Source organism: Brucella sp. BE17 (assembly GCF_039545455.1).
In the GTDB taxonomy this organism is placed as follows: Bacteria; Pseudomonadota; Alphaproteobacteria; order Rhizobiales; family Rhizobiaceae; genus Brucella.
The window spans coordinates 453,890-472,768 of record NZ_CP154468.1 but is presented as its reverse complement, the minus strand read 5'-3'; the positions used below and the strand labels follow the sequence as shown (position 1 = coordinate 472,768).

Genomic DNA, 18,879 nt, shown 5'->3' with positions numbered 1-18,879 from the left:
GCCTTAACGGGTTGCCCAATTGGCGCCCCGTCGAAAAATTGTCTGCATCTGCGGAACAGAGAATTCTTTGGCCTGATGACCAAGCGCTGAATAGAATACGCGGCCTTTGCCATATTTGCGTTTCCACACAACCGGCATTACCACGCCGTCAATCCACCACGCATGATCACCCGTGAACGTTGTCGTCGCCAGGACTTCGTTGGAAGGATCGACATGCATATAATATTGTTCGGACGTGTAAGCAAAATCTGAGATACCCTCCATCAAGGGATCATCAGGACGTGTGATGTTGACGCGATAATCAATAATATTACCCGGATGAGCGACCCACTGGCCGCCAATCATAAATTGATATTCGACACACTCGCGAAAACTGTCGCCTGCTCCACCATGAAATCCGGCAATGCCAACGCCATTTTCAACGGCTTTGGTTAGATTCTTTATTTCTTCCTTCTCAATTTTTGACATTGTGACGATCGGTACAATGAGGTTTAGATCATGTATCGAAGGATCGGCAAAAGCCTCGGTACTATTCTCGACATAGACCTTGAAACCTTCTTCCTCCAGAATGTCTTTGACAATTACCGAGCATTCCTCCGGCTCATGGCCGCTCCAGCCGCCCCATACGATAAGTGCTTCTTTCATTGTTTTCTCCTCACAATTATTTGGCTATCCGCCCATCAACCAGAGATGTTTCAAGCCTTGCTGGGCGTTCAACCCCGGTCGTAATCGATATTGTCGTTCCACTGTCCGAAGCTGTCTGAAATGCTTCCATGACTTCAAGCACATGAAGTGCCAGTTCACCGTTGGCACGATGTGGTCGATTGCTTCGAAGCGCATGCGCCATGTCTGCAATCCCAAGCGAGCGATAGTTGCCATCGGCATAAGGGAGAGCAACGTCCTGCTGTTCGAATTCGCCACCTTTTCTTAGAAGCAGCACATCCCCGCCGAAGTGATTGGGATCCGGCACAATCAATGTTCCTTCAGTGCCATAAATTTCCATAGGCACATGCTTGTGGCCAGCAACATCAAAACTCATGGCAACCTGGACGACTGCGCCGTTTTTGAATGCCAGAACTCCCGCAACATGCGTGGAAACATGAACTGGGATGCGTTCGCCATTCCTCTCAGCGCTCGTAACTATCCGCTCCTTGCGGGGGGCCGTTGCAAAGCTTGCTACTTTTTCAACAGGTCCTAAGAGGTTGACAAGTTCCGTGATATAATACGGGCCCATGTCAAGCATAGGTCCACCGCCCACCTCATAATAGAAAGCAGGGTTTGGATGCCAGCGCTCGTGGCCGGGACACATGAATGTTGCCGTTCCACCAACAGGCGCACCCAAAACACACTCATCAATAAGGGCGCGTGCGGCTTGATGGCTTCCACCCAGAAACGTATCTGGTGCAGAGCCTATGCGAAGTTTCTTCGCCTTCGCTGCGTCGAACAGCGCTTTTCCTTCTGCAAAATTTATCCCCAGCGGCTTTTCAGAATAGACGTGTTTTCCCGCCTCCAACGCGCTCAAGCCCACGGCAACATGCGCCTTTGGAATTGTAAGATTAACGATGATCTCAACCTGGGAATCGGCGAGCAATTCATCCACCGTTCGGGCCTGCAACTGGAATTCGTCGGCCCGCTTTTGGGCAATTTCCGCATTCACGTCAGCAACGCCGCGAATATCGAGAATGGGAAATGCGGCCATTGCCTTGAGATATGCGCTGGAAATATTTCCGCAACCAATGATGCCGATGCCGACCTTGTCCATTTTTTCCTCCCAGAAATCCATTGTTTAAATTGAGCTAAATTGCCGGGCCTGTGGTGCTCCACGGCGATTCGTAAAGTTCTTGCAGCGCAACAGCGGCTGCGCCCTGCGCCCATAATTCGTCGCTGGCAATGTCGAACACCAGTTCTGCGACACCCGTCAAAGATTGCGGTACGGCAACATTATAACTGTCACGAATACTGCTGATGAACGTCTCACCAAGTTCCAGACTGGTGCCCGTAATGATGACCCGCGGTGGGCCAAACAAGGTGACTATATTTGCAAGTGCAAGGCCAACTGCTGCACCTGCGCGCTTGGCAGCATTTTTCAACTCTTCATCTGAAGCCTCAATGAGCGAGCTTGCATACTGCATACCCCGTCCAAGACGTGTTGCTTCAGCAAAACGTCCGTCAGAGGGACAAGTGCCCAGAATTGCGCTTTCCCCTGCATGGTTTGCCAGCCGAACAATGGCATTATCGGCGTATCCCAATACGAGATCACCAAGGTTCTGGCTAAGTCCGTCGGCACCGCGAAACAACTGATTTCTGTGCAGGACTCCAAGGCCCAGTGTTTGCTCGAGTGACACAAGGACCATGTCTGCGAATTCGCGTGCATGACCAAACCAATGGTGAGCCAGCGTTATCGCGTGTGTGTCGCTTTCTATAAGCGTTGGCGCATTCAGGCGTGATGTCATTTCAGCAGCAAAATTGACGTTGCTTTCCCGCAAAATGGGCGTGCTGCGAATTATGCCTGTGCGATGTTCGATAACGCCGGGAATTCCAAGGCAGATCTTATCGATGTCTTCCAGCGCCAATCCAGCATCCACGACACATCTGCGCACACCATCTTCGATAAGGTCGGCGATGACGCCTATAGGTTGCCGATCCACGCGGATGGGGAGAGACAGGCTCGCAAGAATTTCACCACAAAAATCTGTGACGGCGAAGATCATGCGATTGGCAGCTATCTTGGCACCAACCACACGTGCTGCTTGCGGATTAAGTTCCAGCATTACCCGGGGTCGTCCCCGCGTGGCTTCATTGCGGATATCACCTTCGTGCCGCGTCAGTATCAACCCATCGTCGAGAAGCGACGCGGTTATTGCGGACACCGTGGTCGTAGACAGTTCTGTTCTTTGGCTGATCTCAACACGGGAAATAGCACCGCAACGACGGATCGTATCCAATACGCTCAGCCTGTTGATCGCACGCATCAGTTCGGGGTCTGCAGTCTTCATGGTATCCTGTTGCGATCATCGCTGATCATTTCTTATTTATTTCGGTCTTATTTATGTCGGAGCACGGATTAAATAACGTCGCTTTGGTCAATCATGTCAAGCCAATCTCTGAAAAATTGGGGGAATAGTCTTGACATCGGCCAATATGTCGGATGAATTAATCCACATAAGGGAATAAATTAAGAAAAATCCCACGGGAGGATCACGAACATGAATTATTGGCACGCACGCGCAAGCCTGAGCGGCAAGCTGATGTCTTATGCCGCATCAACAGGCATAACATTGATGCTGGCGACTGTCGGCGCGTCAGCTGCGACAGTTGTTAAATGGATGCATGTCGAGCTCGACCCTAAAGCTGTGGCGGTATGGGAAGAGATCGCAAGAGATTATGAAAGCCAGCATCCAGATGTTCGGATACAATTACAATTTCTCGAGAATGAGGCCTTCAAAGCCAAGCTGCCAACATTGTTGCAATCCAATGATGTACCCGATTTTTTCTACAGCTGGGGCGGCGGCGTTCTTGAAGAGCAGTCAAAGACGGGCGCGCTCAAAGATCTGACAGAGGATTTCGACGCAGACGGCGGAAAATTCCGGCAGGCATATAACAGCTCTGCCATTGACAGCCTGTCTTTCGACGGAAAAATCTGGGCTATTCCTTATAAAGTCAGTCTCGTCAGCTTTTTCTATAACAAGGAGCTCTTCTCTAAAGCCGGTGTAGACGCTGGCGGCATCCAAACCTGGGATGATTTGAGCGCAGCGGTAACAAAAATAAAAAGCGCCGGTATTGTGCCGATTGCCGGTGGCGGCGGGGAAAAATGGCCTATTCATTTTTACTGGAGCTATCTTGTCATGCGTAATGGCGGGCAGGCCGTGTTCGAAGCTGCAAGCAAGGGTGAAGGCGAAGGGTTCATGGATCCTGCCATCATCAAAGCCGGTGAGCAATTGGCAGAGTTTGGCAAGCTCGAACCATTTCAGCCCGGCTATCTTGGTGCGTCCTGGCCGCAGGCACTCGGGGTCTTCGGCGATGGAAAGGCGGCAATGATCCTCGGATTTGACAATACAGAAGCCAATCAAAGCAAGCATGCAGGTGACGGAAAAGGACTTGCCTCTGACAATATAGGACGGTTTGCATTTCCTGTCGTAGAAGGTGGCCCCGGCAAAGCGACCGACACTTTGGGCGGCTTGAACGGCTGGGCTGTCACGAAAAACGCATCCAAGGAAGCTATCGACTTCGCACTTTTCCTGACCAATAAAGCGAATGAAGAAAAAATGGCTGCTGCGGGCATGATCCTGCCGGTCGCAACGGGTGCCGATAGCGCGGTCAAAGATCCTCTTCTTGCCGAATCTGCCAGACAGTTGGCTACGTCAACATGGCACCAGAACTTTTTTGATCAGACATTGGGGGCCGCCGTCGGACGCGTCGTTAATGACGTATCTGTCGAAATTGTATCCGGTCAAATGAGTTCAGAAGAAGCTGCCCAACAAATTCAGGATGCATTTGAGCTGCGCTAAGCGCGGTTAAGGCGCGCCTCAAAGATACGGGGCGCGCTTTGCATCTTCATAATTTGCGTAAGAAAGCAGAAAAGATGGCGAACACGGCTATGACTTCGGCGTCCTCACCCTCGAACAGAACAGCCGCAGCCAGGAAAAAGCACAGCTCTGTTGCCCATGACCGCACACTGACCCTGTTGGTCTTTTTGCCCCCAGCACTGCTGCTGTTTACGATCTTTGTCATCCTGCCTATGGGTGAAGCGGCTTGGTACAGCCTCTATCGCTGGAACGGCTACGGGACGCCAACCGAGTTTGTGGGACTGAGAAATTTTCAGGTCCTTTTCCGCAATGCGGCTTTCTCGCAGGCGTTGTTCAACAATGGCCTGATTATCTTTATTTCCGTTCTTGTGCAGATTCCGTTGGCGATCTGGCTTGCCATGATGCTGGCTCACCGGATTCCCGGCGTTGTGGCGTTCAGACTGATTTTCTTTTTGCCTTACGTTCTGGCAGACGTTGCCGCGGGGCTGATCTGGCGTTTTGTCTATGACGGCGACTATGGTTTGTTTGCTGCAGCGTCAAATTTCTTCGGCTTTGCCAATCCTTATGTCCTGGCAGACAAGGATGTCGCAATTTATGCCGTGCTCGCCGTCATTGTCTGGAAATATTTCGGTTTCCACATGATGCTGTTCATTGCGGGGCTTCAGTCCGTCGACAAGGCCGTTCTTGAAGCTGCGGAAATTGACGGCGCCAGTGGCTGGCAAAAGTTTCGCTATGTCACGCTTCCCATGCTTGGGTCGACTGTTCGCTTATCGGTCTTTTTTGCCGTTATCGGCTCCTTGCAGCTCTTCGACATGATCATGCCATTGACGGGCGGTGGACCGTCCAATTCGACCCAAACCATGGTGACATTCCTCTACACCTATGGCGTCATGCGTATGCAAGTGGGCCTTGGCAGCGCAGTTGGTGTGGTTTTGTTCGTGATCTGCGTGACGCTCGCCTTTGGCTATAAAAGGATATTCATGCGCCATGACTGATACATCCAACACTGTCCACACGAGAATAGAGACCAAACTCTATCTCTATATTTCGCTCGGATTCATTGCAGCTATCGTTCTCGTCCCACTTCTGACCGCAGCTCTCGGTGGTTTCAAGACCCTGGGTGATTTACGGGTCAATCCGTTTGGTCTTCCGGAAAATTGGCAATGGAAGAATTATGGAGATATTCTGCTTGGTGATCGTTACTGGCTGCAAATATTCAATTCGCTGATTATCGCGGCGCTGACTGTTTTCCTGACACTGGTCGTATCGGCTATGGCCGCTTTTACATTCGCGCATGTAAAGTTCTTCGGCTCTTCCTTTCTGCTCAATTATTTTCTTCTTGGTCTGATGTTTCCCGCCGCAACGGCAATACTTCCCTTGTTTATCCGCATACGCGACCTTGGTTTGCTGGATACATATTGGGGCGTCGTGCTGCCACAAGTCGCATTTGGCCTCGGCATGAGCATTTTGCTTTTTCGCAATTATTTCCGTAACTTACCAGAAGAACTGTTTCACGCGGCATTCGTCGATGGCTGTGGTTATCTTCGTTTCTTCTGGCACATTTCCCTACCTCTCTCCCGCCCTATCCTGGCGACGGTGGGAATTGTTTCGTTTGTCGGAAGTTGGAATAGTTATCTTCTGCCGCTGATTATGCTCAACTCGGAATCGAAATATCCATGGCCCCTTGGCATCATGGTATATCGCGGTGAATTCGGCACCGAATGGCATCTCGTCCTTGCGTTTATAACGCTGACGATTTTGCCAACCATCATCGTGTTCTTCGTCGCACAAAAACACATCATCGCCGGCTTGACCGCAGGTGCAGTCAAATCCTGATCGGGAGATTTAATCATGGCTTCAGTAGAGCTGATTGATATTCATAAATCCTACGCCTCTCTCGACGTCATTCATGGCATATCTTTATCAATCAATGACGGCGAGTTTGTTGCACTGGTGGGACCATCGGGCTGCGGTAAATCCACGCTTTTACGCATGGTTGCGGGGCTTGAAGAAATAACCGACGGGGAAATTGCCATAGGCAGTCAGGTCGTGAACGGCATGACGCCACGCGAACGTAACATCGCTATGGTGTTCCAGTCTTATGCGCTCTATCCGCATATGACGGTTGCGCAGAACATGGGATTTAACCTCAAGCTCGCGGGGCAGCCTAAGCATGTAATCGATGAGCGCGTTACCGAGGCTGCGCGCATGTTGGACCTCGCAACACTGATGGACCGGAAACCATCACAGCTTTCGGGTGGCCAGCGCCAACGCGTGGCAATGGGACGAGCGGTGGTGCGAAATCCGTCCGTTTTCCTGTTTGATGAACCCTTATCAAATCTCGATGCCAAACTTCGCGTTCAGATGCGCAGCGAAATTAAAAACCTGCATCAGAAAGTTGGCACGACTTCTATATATGTGACGCATGACCAGATAGAAGCGATGACACTGGCAGACCGGGTTGTTGTTCTCAACCATGGCCGTATCGAACAACAGGGAACGCCGCTCGAACTTTACAAAGCACCGGCAAATATCTTTGTTGCAGCCTTTATCGGCTCGCCTGCCATGAACCTTATTGAAGGTGTCATTGACGGTATTGACGATGGACCTGCGGCTCGTCTGAAAGACGGAACAGCAATCCGCATCTCATCCGACAAGAGCGTGAGGCGCGGACAAGAGGTCACCATTGGCGTGCGGCCAGAACATATTGGTTTAGCAAAACATGGAGATATTCGCCTTGAAGGCAGGACAATTCTGGTGGAACCAACAGGCGCACAGACACATGTGGTTTTTGAGCTCGGCGACAATCAGTTAACTGCAGTTGTCGACGGGGAGCAGCAGGTTAAGGTGCAGACACCGTTTTCAGCGATGATCGATCATCAACGTGTTCATGTTTTTGACCGGTCCAGTGGATTGGCACTTTGATTTCAGAAAGTGGCTTTTTCAATCGGGCATAAAACTTGGTGGTGAAGCTACACGCGCTGGGAAAGTAATCTGAACGCAGTAGTAATGATTAGTCAAAGCGAAATGGCGGCAATTGCTCCAATGCTGCTTTCAGCGCCTGCGACCAATGCGCCGATACGGTCTGGTAATAAGCGTCATTTGCCTCAAAGCGCCGATATGTCCCGGGCTTCAGGCTATCAGCTTCGTAAAGCTGCATATCGAGTGGCAAGCCAACCGAAAGATTGGCTTTCAATGTGGAATCGAAAGACACCAGCAGCAATTTTATCGCTTCCTCGAAACTCATATCAGGCTGATAGGCGCGTACCAGTATAGGCTTGCCATATTTGATCTCGCCGATCTGGAAAAAAGGTGTATCGAGCGAACTTTCGATGAAATTACCTTCGGGATAAATATAAAATAGGCGCGTAGCGCCGCCCTTTATCTGGCCGCCCAGAATGAAAGAAGCGCCGAATGCATCCGCGTTCTGGCCACCGGTTGCGGAATTCGCAATCACTTCCTTGACCGTATCACCGATCATTTGTGCCACCTGAAACATGGAAACCGCGTCGAAAATCGACGGATTCCGCTCAGCCGGAGCTTTCATGCGTTCTTCCAAAAGACTAGCAACTGCTTGTGTCGTTGCAAGATTACCCGCCGAGAGCAGGACAATGACACGTTCGCCTGCTCTGGACCATCTGCGCATTTTGGAAAATGTAGAAATATTATCAAGACCGGCATTCGTCCTGGTATCGGACATAAACACAATGCCCTGATCGATCTTCATTCCCACGCAATAGGTCATCGGCAATATCCAGCAGTCAAATTCTCAATCATTTCTATTACATCGCCCCGAAAAGCGGAATTGAATTTTGGAAGCTACGATGCGTGGATTCAATATGTTATCGGCACCAGTCACTGCCCGACATTGATCTGAACTGCAAGCATTTCCGATGCTTGGCCAAGACGCACACCTGAAACGGGTGCCGCATCGCGATAATCAAGCCCTGTCGCCATGCGAACATAGCGATCATTGGGACAGATATTATTGGCCGCATCAAACCCCACCCATCCAAGTCCGCTTACATGCGCTTCCGCCCAGGCATGGCTTGCCGTCTGTTCTTCAATACCTTCCATCATCAGATAGCCGGAAACATAACGCGCCGGAATATTGAGAAGCCGCGCAGCCGCAAGGAAAACATGGCTGTGATCCTGACACACGCCCTGCCCGGCAGCCAATGCGCTTTCGGCATCGGTGAAAACATCCGTTGCCCCCGGCATATAGGTGACGGCCTCATGAACCGCATTCATAAGAGTGTGCATTTTCTCCAGCGGCTCATTAAGCGACGCACATTTATCGGCAAGAGCGCGAATAAGTTCGCCCGGAGCGGTCAAGGCTGTTTCGCGCTCGAATAGCCACAAAGGTGCCTGACTATACACAGGGCCGAGAACACCTGCGCGGTCCTCCACCTCAACGCTGCCACTTGCCGTGATGATAATTTCGCTGGCATTGCGCGCATGCTGTACCAGTTCCGTGCGATTGCCGAAACCGTCCACATAGCTGACCTCACGCTCACCACCCTCAATCCTGACCTCCCAATGCCTGACCGTCTGGCCCGGCACATTTTGAGGAAACAGGCGCAGGCGTTGCAGCGCATAAGCAACCGGCTGATCATAAGCGTATTGCGAAATGTGAGATATGGTGAGCAGCAAACGAGACCCTCAATAAAAATTATAGGTTTCAGCAATCTCGTTTCCGAGGCGGTTGTTGCAAGCGATGAAGTCAGTGAGAAACTCATGCAGGCCAATATCGAACACCGAATTGATGTCCTGATCTTTGAGGAGCGCATAGGTCTTGCCTGCGGTGTCGTGGCAAATAGCGCTCGCCCCATAATCCCGTGACAGATAGCCGAGATGCGCATTGATGCTGGAATAGCAGAAATTGAGCGAGCGCGGCATGCGCTCATTGAGGATGAGATAATCTGCGACCTGTGCCGGACGATAATCGCCGTCATAGACCCAGCGATAAGAGCGATGGGCTGAGACCGAACGCAGGATAGACTCCCATTGATAATTGTCCATCGACGTTCCAACATAGGAGATGGACGGCAGGAGGACATAATATTTTACATCGAGAATACGCGCCGTATTGTCGGCCCGCTCGATGAAAGTACCAAGGCCTGCAAAATCAAAAATCTCATTGCGCAGCATGGTGCCATGAAAGGCACCGCAGATCAGCGCCGTCTCGCGCTTGATATGATTGAGAAGTGCTGGAAGATCAGCTTCGTTAAGCGGTTTGCGTAGCACTTTTTTCAAAATCATCCATGATTCATTGATGCTTTCCCAGGCCTCCCGCGTCAATGCGGTGCGCACCATGCGGCCATTAGAGCGCGCATTCTCGAAACAGGACATAACGCTTGAGGGGTTTTCCATGTCCCGCAGCAGAAAATCCGCAACATTGGCTGCATTATAAGCATCATACTTGGCAGAAAATGTCCGACTTGCTCCAGCCGACACCACGACCGACGACCATTCTTCCGGCGCATCCGAGGTTTTTGTCAGCGCCATGCGTAATCCCGCATCGACAAGCCGCGCCATGTTTTCCGCGCGCTCAATATAACGAAACATCCAGTAAAGCCCATTTGCCGTGCGGCCAAGAAGCATGAATTCATTCCCCTTTTTCGTGCCCAATTCTGGCGCCTGTTGCAACAAGCTGCTTCGTTGTTAACTTCAGTCGTCCAGAACCCAGGTGTCCTTGGTGCCGCCGCCTTGACTGGAATTGACGACAAGCGATCCCTCTTTCAGCGCCACGCGGGTAAGGCCTCCCGGTGTGATGCGGATGTGATCGGACACCAGCACAAAGGGCCTGAGATCGACATGGCGCGGCGCAAGCCCTTTTTCTGTGAATATGGGGGTCGTCGAAAGCGCCAGTGTCGGTTGCGCGATATAATTGCCGGGACGTGCCTTGAGCTTGAGCGCAAAGGTATCGCGCTCCGCCTTGGTCGCCGCAGGCCCGACCAGCATGCCATAGCCACCCGAGCCATGTACTTCCTTGACAACCAGATCGGCCAGATTGTCGAGCACATAGGCAAGACTGTCGGCCTCCGAGCAACGCCAAGTCGGTACATTTTCAAGGATGGCCTTGCGACCGGTATAGAATTCGACAATCTCCGGCATATAGGAATAGATCGCCTTGTCATCGGCAATGCCTGTTCCCGGTGCATTGGCGATGGTGATATTGCCGGCGCGATAGACATCCATGATACCCGCAACGCCAAGGGTTGAATCCGGGTGAAATGTGAGCGGATCAAGATAGGCATCGTCGACACGGCGGTAAAGAACATCGATTGCCCGATAACCTTGCGTGGTGCGCATGGCGACACGGCCATCGACCACGCGCAGATCGCTACCTTCGACCAGTTCCACACCCATCTGATCAGCCAGAAAGGCATGCTCGAAATAGGCCGAATTATAAATGCCGGGCGTCAGCACAGCGACTGTCGGCGTGCCGTTTGCCGATGCCGGTGCAACACGCGCCAACGACTGGCGCAGCAATTGCGGATAGTTCTCGACCGGGCGCACCTTGACCTTCTGAAACAGCTCTGGAAAAAGCTGCATCATCGTCTCACGGTTTTCCAGCATATAGGAAACGCCGGAAGGTGTGCGCGCATTGTCTTCGAGCACATAGAACTGGTTTTCAGCCGTGCGCACGATATCCACACCGATAATATGGGTATAGACATTGCCCGGAGGTCGAAAGCCAATCATTTCGGGCAAAAAGGCTTCGTTATTGGTGATCAGTTCTTTTGGAATACGTCCAGCGCGGACGATCTCTTGCCGATGATAAATATCATCGAGAAAGGCATTGAGCGCCATGACCCGCTGCTCGATACCCTGTGAGAGTTTTCGCCATTCCTGACCTGAAATGATGCGCGGAATGATATCGAATGGAATGAGCCTCTCGGCTGCTTCTTCATCGCCGTAGACGGCAAATGTTATGCCCGTTTTGCGAAAAACGTTTTCCGCATCCTGTGCCTTCTGTAAAAGATTGTTCGCATCCTGCCCGTCGAGCCACTGCTTGATAAAGCGGTATGGCGCGCGAACGCCAGCCTCTTCAGCATGGAGCATTTCATCGAATGGCTTCACATGTTTCCCCTTATTTTTTCTTTGATAGTCGGCGTCATTTCAGGGAAATGCAAGTGCGCAGATTTGCACTTTCAGAGAGCTGCTTAATATTTATTCCTGTGCCACATAAATGGAGAAAGACTGCCTTAAAACCCGGCAATCCATCAGGCGGAGGACGAAACCAGCCCGCCATTTTCCACGAGAAAATCAACTATTTCCTCAACACCCTTGCCGCGATAAAGATCGGTAAAACCATAGGGGCGTTTTCCGCGTGCGCGTACTGTGTCGGCTTCCATCTCAACAAGATCAACATGCACATGCGGTGCCAGATCGCTCTTGTTGATGACGAGAAAATCCGATTTTGTGATGCCGGGCCCACCCTTGCGCGGAATATCCCCGCCCTGACAGACCGAAATGACATAAAGCGTCAGATCAGCGAGATCGGGCGAGAATGTCGCCGCCAGATTGTCGCCACCGGATTCGATGAAAACAATATCGAGATCGGGAAACCGCGCGTTCATGGCTGCAATCGCCTGAAGGTTGATCGAGGCATCTTCGCGGATTGCCGTATGCGGACAGCCGCCGGTTTCAACCCCCATGATCCGGTCTTCAGACAGCGCCTGATGACGCGCCAGAATCAGCGCATCTTCACGGGTATAGATGTCGTTGGTAACGACTGCGATGGAGTATGTATCACGAAATGCCTTGCAGAGCTTTTCGGTGAGCGTTGTCTTGCCGGAGCCGACAGGGCCGCCAATACCGACGCGCAAGGGTCCATTCTTCTGTGTCATGAGCGAAAAAGCCTCGAATGCTGGGTTTCATGTTTCATGGCCATGATGTCGGACATGATCGTCATCGAGCCAAGATCATCGAGTGTGGACTGACCGGCTCGTTTTGCCGTCTGCGACAGAACCGGCTCAAGCGCTGCCATAATGGTTGTGACACCGCTTTGCCCGGTGACGGAAAGGCGGATTGCCGCCTGAAGCAGATTGATCGAAAACGCCTGTAAAAAAGCTGGCAAGACCAGCCCAAGCGGCACGCCATGTGCGCCTGCAACAGCCCCCACCGCAACCGGATAAGCGCAATGCTTTGACAGGCGCTCGAAAATATCATGCGGCCAGCTTTGAGCAGCTTTCATAAAAGCCTCGCCTTGTAGCATGGTTTCCATATGCCGTTCTTTTGAACCGGCCAAAGCCTCGGCCAATATGGCCAGTTCAACCAGAGCGGCACCGTCACCCGCCTTGCGCCAGCTTTGCGCACATAAAACGGCATCGTTCCAGCCGGAGCCATGGCTGATGAGCCATCCGAGCCAGTCCTCAAGCTCACGCACATTACGGACCAGCCCGTCATGGACGGCGCGTTCCAGCCCGTGGCTATAGCTGAAAGAGCCGACCGGAAAAACCGGCGACAGCCAGCCCATCAGCCGCAAAAGTGCAATGTCATGCTCAGTCGTGATGGTCATGGTGGCCGTGATGGTCGTGACCATGCGCGTGATGACCGCCCGAATAAGCTCCGCGTAAGGGGCTGAATATTTCCGTGATCTCGTTCACCTTTGCACCAAGCCCTTCAAGCATCGCCTTGATGACATGATCGCGCGCAATAAAAATGCGGTCGGCTTCGATCTGTGCAGCCAGGTGGCGATTGCCAATATGCCAAGCAAGTTCGGTGAGATGGAGAAGATCACGACCACGAATTTCATAAAGCTCTTCACGCAAGGCGCGAATTTCGATCTCGCGCCCATCATCGAGAAGTAGCCTGTCGCCATGTTCCAGAACCACCGCTTCGGCAAAATCGCAGAAAATCTTCTCGCCATTTTCAAGCGTGATGGTCTTGCGGCGCAGATGGCGTTCGTCACGATCTAGTAATGCGTGGCCCGCTGGCACTGCATCGTTGACTTCAGGCGCACGGATGATCGACTTCACTGCAAACATTTTTGATCTCGCTAAAATAGAAAATAACGTTGCGCCATCGGCACAATGTCGACCGGCTCGCAGGTGAGAAGCTCACCATCCGCCCGCACTTCATAGGTTTCAGGATCGACCTCCATCTGCGGCATGGCATCGTTCAAGACCATCGAGTGCTTGCCGATCCCGCCACGGGTATTGCGGACAGCCACCATCTGCTTGTCGACCCCGATCTTCTCACGCAATCCATGGTCCATCGCGGCCTTTGAAACGAAAGTGACGGATGAATTGGTCCGCGCCTTGCCGAACGCGCCGAACATCGGCCGGTAATGCATCGGCTGCGGTGTCGGGATAGACGCGTTGGGATCACCCATCGGTGCTGTTGCAATCCAGCCGCCAAGCAGCACGAAATCCGGTTTGACGCCAAAGAAGGCCGGGTTCCACAAGACAAGATCGGCGCGTTTTCCAACCTCCACCGAACCGATCTCATGCGAGATGCCATGCGCAATGGCCGGATTGATGGTATATTTGGCGACATACCGCCGCGCACGATAATTATCATTGCCCGGCACATCGTCGGGAAGGCTCCCACGCTGGCGCTTCATCTTATCCGCTGTCTGCCAGCAGCGAATAATCATCTCGCCGACGCGGCCCATGGCCTGACTGTCGGAAGAAATGATCGAGAAGGCACCCATGTCGTGCAGAATATCTTCTGCCGCAATGGTTTCCTTGCGGATACGGCTTTCGGCAAAGGCAATATCCTCACGAATAGCAGGCGAAAGATGATGACAGACCATCAGCATGTCGAGATGTTCTGCGACCGTGTTGACCGTATACGGTCGGGTTGGATTGGTCGAAGCGGGAAGTACATTGGGATACTGGCAAACACGGATGATATCCGGCGCGTGCCCTCCGCCAGCGCCTTCGGTGTGGAAGGAATGGATAGTGCGGCCCTTGAAGGCTGCAAGCGTATCCTCGACAAAGCCCGATTCATTCAACGTATCGGTATGAATTGCCACCTGCACATCGAAATGATCGGCAACGGACAGGCAGTTATCGATTGCCGCGGGCGTTATGCCCCAGTCTTCATGCAGTTTTAGCCCGCAAGCCCCCGCCAGCACCATTTCTTCGAGTGCTCCGGGAAGCGAGGCATTGCCCTTGCCGAACACGCCGAAATTCATCGCCATACCGTCAAAGGACTGGATAAGTCGCGCAATATTCCACGGCCCCGGCGTGCAAGTGGTCGCAAGCGTGCCATGCGCCGGTCCCGTTCCGCCGCCGATCATGCAGGTAACACCGGAATTGAGCGCTTCTTCCACCTGCTGCGGCGAGATGAAATGAATATGGGAATCGATGCCGCCAGCAGTCAGAATACGGCCTTCACCGGCGATCACTTCGGTGCCGGGACCGATGATGATCGTCACACCCGGTTGTGTGTCGGGGTTGCCTGCCTTGCCAATGCCTGCAATGCGCCCGTCCAAAAGCCCGACATCGGCCTTGTAGATACCGCTATGATCAACGATCAGCGCATTGGTGATGACGGTATCCACCGCACCTTCAGCGCGTGACAACTGGCTCTGGCCCATGCCGTCGCGGATGACCTTGCCGCCGCCAAATTTCACTTCCTCACCATAAGTCGTGAGGTCGCGCTCGACTTCGATGATAAGCTCGGTATCGGCAAGACGCACTTTGTCGCCGGTTGTGGGGCCGAACATCTGCGCATAGGTGGCGCGGCTAATTCTGGCTGGCATGAAACACCCTTTCCGGCAGGCTCAAAGTTTGCCCATGATCATCTGGCGAAAGCCGTAGACTTGCCTTTTCCCTTGATAGGGAACCAGCATCACGTCTCGCTCCTGCCCCGGCTCAAAGCGTATTGCTGTGCCAGCAGCAATATCAAGCCGCATGCCGCGCGCCTGATCGCGGTCGAAGGCAAGCGCCGCATTCACTTCATAAAAATGATAGTGGCTTCCAACCTGAATGGGCCGGTCGCCTTTATTGGCAACCTTGAGCGTAACGACAGGCTGGCCTGAATTCAGTTCGATATCGCCGTCTAATGTGAAAATTTCACCGGGGATCATCATTCACCTCATCCAACCATCAGCATAAGGCCACCAAGCGCAGTCGCACCGCCTGCCGCGCGCAGCACTATCTGGCCCTTGGCGCCTTTGAGCAAAGTGCCGACGCCAAGCCCAAGGCCAATACTGGCAATATGCAAAAGAGCCGTTGCCAGCGCAAAACCTGCACCATAGGCAAAAAGTGTCGCCGTACCGATTTCACCGCCGTGAGCATGACCGTGGAAAAAGGCGAAAAAGCCGACGACGAGTGCACCAAGCACCGGTGATACTGGCAGCGCCAGCGCCACCACAAGACCAAGCACGACGACGGAGGTGAGAATAACCGGCTCGACGAAAGGCAATGGCAGGCCGAGCATCGAGGCGATAAAGCCAAGCAGCATCACGCCGACAAACGAAGTCGGCACAATGAAAAGTGCGCGCCCGCCGAGCATGGTTGCCCAGAGACCAACTGCGATCATCGCGAGAATATGATCAAGACCTGAAAGGGGATGCGTGAAACCCGCCGCAAAAGATCCGTGCTCGGCCGGGTTGAGATGGGCGAAAGCCGGACTTGCGCCAAGCACCAGAGCTGTCATCGTCAAGGCCATCAATTTTTTCATTTTCATTTCCTCTGGAGATTAGCGGATTGGTTCATGCACTGTGACAAGCTTGGTGCCGTCCGGGAACGTAGCTTCGACCTGAATATCGTGGATCATCTCGGCAACGCCCTCCATAACCTGTTCCCGGGTAATCACATGCGCTCCCGCTTCCATCAGATCCGCGACCGTGCGCCCATCGCGTGCGCCCTCGACAACGAAATCGCTGATAAGGGCGATTGCTTCCGGATGATTGAGTTTTACGCCACGTTCCAGACGGCGACGCGCCACCATGGCTGCCATGGCTATCAAAAGCTTGTCTTTTTCCCTCGGCGTCAGGTTCATGATTGCATTCCAGTTGTCCGTTTCATCAAGGTGGGCAAATCGCGTTCAATTTGACCAAATTTTCGGCAGTCCTGCCTTTTCGTTGAGCAGAGCCAGCAAAGCGTCGAGGCGCTTGCGCAAGCTATAACTGTCGCGCGCATGGAGCCGCGCCACGAGCTTCGACGTTGCACCGACCTGCCAGACACTCGCACCGCTATCCTCACCGATAGCCCGCCTTGCATCATCGAGAAGGCTTTCGGCGCGCTCGGAAACAAGAAGGACCGTGGCAATCGCCGCAGCCCCCTTTGTTACCGCGCTCGCGCTAAGCTGACCGGCCACATCCGGGCCTATACGGAACTGCTCCGCATGAACAAGATGCCCCCCGACCCTGATGCGCCAGCGGTCCTTGAAAGAGGCCTCATCGATTTGTTCTCCCATGGCCAGACGTCCGAATACGGTTGCCTCCACCAGCAGGGCTTGTGCTCCTTCTTCCAGTTCCACATCCAGCGAGCGTGACAGTGCCGATTGATCAAACAGAATTGTCTCCTGTGGAAGCCAAGCAAGATACGTGCCTTTTGCAGCTTTCAACCGTGTTGCAATGCGCGCCTCGCCGCCACTGGTGCGATAAATGCGTTCGCAGGCCTGTGTCGTGACAAGAGCGCGCGCGGCCTCCTGTAACTCCAACTCCCATTGCAGACGGTCGCCGCCTGTCAGTCCGCCCGCCGTATTGATCAATATGGCTTCAAGCGGATCGCCACCATTGCGCGGCATGCGCAGTTTTGCTGCGCCCTCCTGATAAAGCCGGTCAAGGCGAGTGCGACCCTCCTTGAAATGAACCGACAGGCGGCCAAAGCCGTTGACGCGCTGAGAAGACAGAGCGGCCTGACTGCTTTCATCATTTTTCATTCATGTGGACCGATTTTGCTGATTTCCTTTTCGATGATGCCAAGCATCAATCAAACCGTCAAATGGCTGCGTGCCCTTTCCGTATCGAGTATTTCAGCCGGGCCATCGAGAACAATCTCGCCGCGATCCATGATATAAATTTGATCGGCAAGCTCGCGGCAGAAATCGAGATATTGTTCGACCAGAAGAATGGCCATGCCGGTCGAATCGCGTAGATAACGGATGGCGCGACCGATATCCTTGATGATAGAGGGTTGAATGCCTTCGGTCGGCTCATCCAGCACCAGAATACGAGGCCTCAAAACCATGGCACGGCCGATTGCCAGTTGCTGCTGCTGGCCACCGGAAAGATCGCCGCCGCGCCGCGACAGCATGTTTTTGAGCACCGGAAACAGGGTGAATATCTCGTCAGGAATGGAACGGTTCGAACGCTTGATCGAGGCATAGCCGGTTTCGAGATTTTCCTTGACGCTTAAAAGCGGAAAGATTTCCCGCCCTTGCGGCACATAACCCATGCCGCGCATGGCGCGCGCATAGGGCGGCAGGCCTTTCAAATCCTGATTATCGAAAATAACGTTTCCGCCGCTTGGGTTTTGCTGCCCGGTGACCGCACGCAAAAGGCTGGTTTTGCCGACGCCGTTACGCCCCAGAACGCAGGTGATCTTTCCTGCTTCCGCTTTGAGAGACACGCCGCGCAGCGCCTGTGCTGCACCATAATGAAGGCTCAGATTTTCAATTGTCAGCATTTCCCTCAGCGCCCCAGATAATTTTCGATCACCTTTGGATCGGAACTCACAAAATCGATCGATCCTTCAGCCAGCACCGAACCTTCAGCAAGGCATGTAACCTTCACGCCAAGATCGCGAATGAAACCCATATCGTGTTCGACCACGACGACCGAACGCGTCTTGGCAATTTCCTTGAGAAGAATAGCTGTTTCGGTGGTTTCGGCATCGGTCATGCCTGCGACCGGCTCATCGACCAGCAACAATTTCGGCTCCTGTGCCAAAAGCATGCCGATTTCGAGCCATTGCTTCTGACCATGCGAAAGAGCAGAAGCCAGTTCGTCACGTCGCGCCCACAGCCGAACGGTTTTCAGTAATTCCTCGATGCGATCCCGATCCGCTTCCGATTGGCTGTAAAACAAAGTGGCAAACACATTGCGCTTACGATTGAGCGCCAGTTCGATATTGTCCCAGACGCTATGGCTTTCAAACACTGTCGGCTTCTGGAATTTGCGCCCGATGCCGATTTGCGCAATATCGGCCTCGTCCTTTTTGGTCAGATCGATATCGCCTTCAAAAAACACTTCGCCTTCGTCCGGCCTTGTCTTGCCGGTGATGATGTCCATCATGGTGGTCTTACCTGCACCGTTCGGGCCGATGATCGCGCGAAGCTCTCCCGGCTGAATAACGAAGGACAATGAATTCAACGCCTTGAAGCCGTCGAAGGAAACGGAAACACCGTTGAGATAAAGTAGGCTAGGGTTGCTTTCGCTCATCAT

General features: G+C 53.0%; 21 protein-coding genes. 4 read left to right on the top strand and 17 right to left on the bottom strand.

Annotated features, from left to right (window positions below; all coding sequences use genetic code 11):
- Window positions 1-3: 3 nt before the first annotated feature.
- Genes AAIB41_RS13555 through AAIB41_RS13545 form a run of 3 tightly spaced genes read right to left on the bottom strand, consistent with a single transcriptional unit; the run spans window position 4 to window position 2,996 of the window.
- Window positions 4-645: a ThuA domain-containing protein gene (locus tag AAIB41_RS13555; protein WP_343315810.1), complete on the bottom strand. Its 642-nt coding sequence runs from the start codon at window positions 643-645 to the stop codon at window positions 4-6.
- 16 nt (window positions 646-661) lie between these two features.
- Window positions 662-1,762 carry a Gfo/Idh/MocA family oxidoreductase gene (locus tag AAIB41_RS13550; protein WP_343315809.1) on the bottom strand — a complete coding sequence of 367 codons (1,101 nt, stop codon included), beginning with the start codon at window positions 1,760-1,762 and terminating at the stop codon, window positions 662-664.
- A gap of 34 nt (window positions 1,763-1,796) precedes the next feature.
- Window positions 1,797-2,996 (bottom strand): ROK family transcriptional regulator, encoded by a 1,200-nt coding sequence (locus AAIB41_RS13545; RefSeq protein ID WP_343315808.1) that lies wholly within the window; start codon window positions 2,994-2,996, stop codon window positions 1,797-1,799.
- A gap of 210 nt (window positions 2,997-3,206) precedes the next feature.
- On the opposite strand from AAIB41_RS13545, the gene AAIB41_RS13540 reads away from it, so the two are divergent.
- The 4 genes from AAIB41_RS13540 to ugpC all read left to right on the top strand — a co-directional run bounded on the left by AAIB41_RS13540 (window position 3,207) and on the right by ugpC (window position 7,451).
- Complete coding sequence (locus AAIB41_RS13540) at window positions 3,207-4,508, top strand: extracellular solute-binding protein (RefSeq protein WP_343315807.1); 1,302 nt, start codon at window positions 3,207-3,209, stop codon at window positions 4,506-4,508.
- Window positions 4,509-4,582: 74 nt separating this feature from the next.
- The gene (locus AAIB41_RS13535) at window positions 4,583-5,521 is read left to right on the top strand and encodes a sugar ABC transporter permease (protein WP_343315806.1); all 939 of its coding nucleotides are present in this window, start codon (window positions 4,583-4,585) and stop codon (window positions 5,519-5,521) included.
- Window positions 5,514-6,362 (top strand): carbohydrate ABC transporter permease, encoded by an 849-nt coding sequence (locus AAIB41_RS13530; RefSeq protein WP_343315805.1) that lies wholly within the window; start codon window positions 5,514-5,516, stop codon window positions 6,360-6,362. The genes AAIB41_RS13535 and AAIB41_RS13530 overlap by 8 nt, the downstream gene beginning before the upstream one ends.
- Window positions 6,363-6,377: 15 nt before the next feature.
- Window positions 6,378-7,451, top strand: coding sequence for a sn-glycerol-3-phosphate ABC transporter ATP-binding protein UgpC (gene ugpC / locus AAIB41_RS13525; RefSeq protein WP_343315804.1), 1,074 nt, complete (start codon window positions 6,378-6,380; stop codon window positions 7,449-7,451).
- A gap of 88 nt (window positions 7,452-7,539) precedes the next feature.
- On the opposite strand, the gene AAIB41_RS13520 is transcribed toward ugpC, so the two are convergent.
- The 14 genes from AAIB41_RS13520 to urtD form a co-directional block, all read right to left on the bottom strand.
- Window positions 7,540-8,271: a proteasome-type protease gene (locus tag AAIB41_RS13520; RefSeq protein ID WP_343315803.1), complete on the bottom strand. Its 732-nt coding sequence runs from the start codon at window positions 8,269-8,271 to the stop codon at window positions 7,540-7,542.
- A gap of 110 nt (window positions 8,272-8,381) precedes the next feature.
- Complete coding sequence (locus AAIB41_RS13515) at window positions 8,382-9,179, bottom strand: transglutaminase family protein (RefSeq protein ID WP_343315802.1); 798 nt, start codon at window positions 9,177-9,179, stop codon at window positions 8,382-8,384.
- A gap of 9 nt (window positions 9,180-9,188) precedes the next feature.
- Window positions 9,189-10,130 carry an alpha-E domain-containing protein gene (locus AAIB41_RS13510; protein ID WP_343315801.1) on the bottom strand — a complete coding sequence of 314 codons (942 nt, stop codon included), beginning with the start codon at window positions 10,128-10,130 and terminating at the stop codon, window positions 9,189-9,191.
- A gap of 66 nt (window positions 10,131-10,196) precedes the next feature.
- Window positions 10,197-11,612, bottom strand: coding sequence for a circularly permuted type 2 ATP-grasp protein (locus AAIB41_RS13505; RefSeq protein WP_343315800.1), 1,416 nt, complete (start codon window positions 11,610-11,612; stop codon window positions 10,197-10,199).
- Between the two features lie 143 nt (window positions 11,613-11,755).
- Complete coding sequence (gene ureG / locus AAIB41_RS13500) at window positions 11,756-12,382, bottom strand: urease accessory protein UreG (RefSeq protein WP_343315799.1); 627 nt, start codon at window positions 12,380-12,382, stop codon at window positions 11,756-11,758.
- On the bottom strand, window positions 12,379-13,077 hold the full coding sequence (locus tag AAIB41_RS13495) for an urease accessory protein UreF (protein WP_343315798.1): 699 nt from the start codon (window positions 13,075-13,077) through the stop codon (window positions 12,379-12,381). The genes ureG and AAIB41_RS13495 overlap by 4 nt, the downstream gene beginning before the upstream one ends.
- On the bottom strand, window positions 13,037-13,522 hold the full coding sequence (gene ureE / locus AAIB41_RS13490; protein WP_343315797.1) for an urease accessory protein UreE: 486 nt from the start codon (window positions 13,520-13,522) through the stop codon (window positions 13,037-13,039). Before ureE ends, AAIB41_RS13495 begins: the two co-directional genes overlap by 41 nt.
- Before the next feature lie 11 nt (window positions 13,523-13,533).
- Window positions 13,534-15,246: an urease subunit alpha gene (ureC, locus tag AAIB41_RS13485; protein WP_343315796.1), complete on the bottom strand. Its 1,713-nt coding sequence runs from the start codon at window positions 15,244-15,246 to the stop codon at window positions 13,534-13,536.
- A gap of 21 nt (window positions 15,247-15,267) precedes the next feature.
- Window positions 15,268-15,573: an urease subunit beta gene (locus AAIB41_RS13480; RefSeq protein WP_343316073.1), complete on the bottom strand. Its 306-nt coding sequence runs from the start codon at window positions 15,571-15,573 to the stop codon at window positions 15,268-15,270.
- An 8-nt stretch (window positions 15,574-15,581) separates the two neighbouring features.
- Window positions 15,582-16,169, bottom strand: a complete 588-nt coding sequence (locus AAIB41_RS13475) for a HupE/UreJ family protein (RefSeq protein ID WP_343315795.1) — start codon at window positions 16,167-16,169, stop codon at window positions 15,582-15,584.
- An 18-nt stretch (window positions 16,170-16,187) separates the two neighbouring features.
- Complete coding sequence (locus AAIB41_RS13470) at window positions 16,188-16,490, bottom strand: urease subunit gamma (protein WP_343315794.1); 303 nt, start codon at window positions 16,488-16,490, stop codon at window positions 16,188-16,190.
- Window positions 16,491-16,535: 45 nt separating this feature from the next.
- Window positions 16,536-17,375 carry an urease accessory protein UreD gene (locus AAIB41_RS13465; protein ID WP_343315793.1) on the bottom strand — a complete coding sequence of 280 codons (840 nt, stop codon included), beginning with the start codon at window positions 17,373-17,375 and terminating at the stop codon, window positions 16,536-16,538.
- A 50-nt stretch (window positions 17,376-17,425) separates the two neighbouring features.
- Window positions 17,426-18,121 carry an urea ABC transporter ATP-binding subunit UrtE gene (gene urtE / locus AAIB41_RS13460; protein ID WP_343315792.1) on the bottom strand — a complete coding sequence of 232 codons (696 nt, stop codon included), beginning with the start codon at window positions 18,119-18,121 and terminating at the stop codon, window positions 17,426-17,428.
- A gap of 5 nt (window positions 18,122-18,126) precedes the next feature.
- Window positions 18,127-18,879, bottom strand: coding sequence for an urea ABC transporter ATP-binding protein UrtD (urtD, locus tag AAIB41_RS13455; protein WP_343315791.1), 753 nt, complete (start codon window positions 18,877-18,879; stop codon window positions 18,127-18,129).

Excerpts from the sequence above, each read along its gene's own strand:
- AAIB41_RS13555 (WP_343315810.1), bottom strand. The coding sequence starts at position 645 with ATGAAAGAAGCACTTATCGTATGGGGCGGCTGGAGCGGCCATGAGCCG.
- AAIB41_RS13550 (WP_343315809.1), bottom strand. The coding sequence starts at position 1,762 with ATGGACAAGGTCGGCATCGGCATCATTGGTTGCGGAAATATTTCCAGC.
- AAIB41_RS13545 (WP_343315808.1), bottom strand. The coding sequence starts at position 2,996 with ATGAAGACTGCAGACCCCGAACTGATGCGTGCGATCAACAGGCTGAGC.
- AAIB41_RS13540 (WP_343315807.1), top strand. The coding sequence starts at position 3,207 with ATGAATTATTGGCACGCACGCGCAAGCCTGAGCGGCAAGCTGATGTCT.
- AAIB41_RS13535 (WP_343315806.1), top strand. The coding sequence starts at position 4,583 with ATGGCGAACACGGCTATGACTTCGGCGTCCTCACCCTCGAACAGAACA.
- AAIB41_RS13530 (WP_343315805.1), top strand. The coding sequence starts at position 5,514 with ATGACTGATACATCCAACACTGTCCACACGAGAATAGAGACCAAACTC.
- ugpC (WP_343315804.1), top strand. The coding sequence starts at position 6,378 with ATGGCTTCAGTAGAGCTGATTGATATTCATAAATCCTACGCCTCTCTC.
- AAIB41_RS13520 (WP_343315803.1), bottom strand. The coding sequence starts at position 8,271 with ATGACCTATTGCGTGGGAATGAAGATCGATCAGGGCATTGTGTTTATG.
- AAIB41_RS13510 (WP_343315801.1), bottom strand. The coding sequence starts at position 10,130 with ATGCTTCTTGGCCGCACGGCAAATGGGCTTTACTGGATGTTTCGTTAT.
- ureG (WP_343315799.1), bottom strand. The coding sequence starts at position 12,382 with ATGACACAGAAGAATGGACCCTTGCGCGTCGGTATTGGCGGCCCTGTC.
- AAIB41_RS13495 (WP_343315798.1), bottom strand. The coding sequence starts at position 13,077 with ATGGTCACGACCATCACGGCCACCATGACCATCACGACTGAGCATGAC.
- ureE (WP_343315797.1), bottom strand. The coding sequence starts at position 13,522 with ATGTTTGCAGTGAAGTCGATCATCCGTGCGCCTGAAGTCAACGATGCA.
- ureC (WP_343315796.1), bottom strand. The coding sequence starts at position 15,246 with ATGCCAGCCAGAATTAGCCGCGCCACCTATGCGCAGATGTTCGGCCCC.
- AAIB41_RS13480 (WP_343316073.1), bottom strand. The coding sequence starts at position 15,573 with ATGATCCCCGGTGAAATTTTCACATTAGACGGCGATATCGAACTGAAT.
- AAIB41_RS13475 (WP_343315795.1), bottom strand. The coding sequence starts at position 16,169 with ATGAAAAAATTGATGGCCTTGACGATGACAGCTCTGGTGCTTGGCGCA.
- AAIB41_RS13470 (WP_343315794.1), bottom strand. The coding sequence starts at position 16,490 with ATGAACCTGACGCCGAGGGAAAAAGACAAGCTTTTGATAGCCATGGCA.
- AAIB41_RS13465 (WP_343315793.1), bottom strand. The coding sequence starts at position 17,375 with ATGAAAAATGATGAAAGCAGTCAGGCCGCTCTGTCTTCTCAGCGCGTC.
- urtE (WP_343315792.1), bottom strand. The coding sequence starts at position 18,121 with ATGCTGACAATTGAAAATCTGAGCCTTCATTATGGTGCAGCACAGGCG.
- urtD (WP_343315791.1), bottom strand. The coding sequence starts at position 18,879 with ATGATGAGCGAAAGCAACCCTAGCCTACTTTATCTCAACGGTGTTTCC.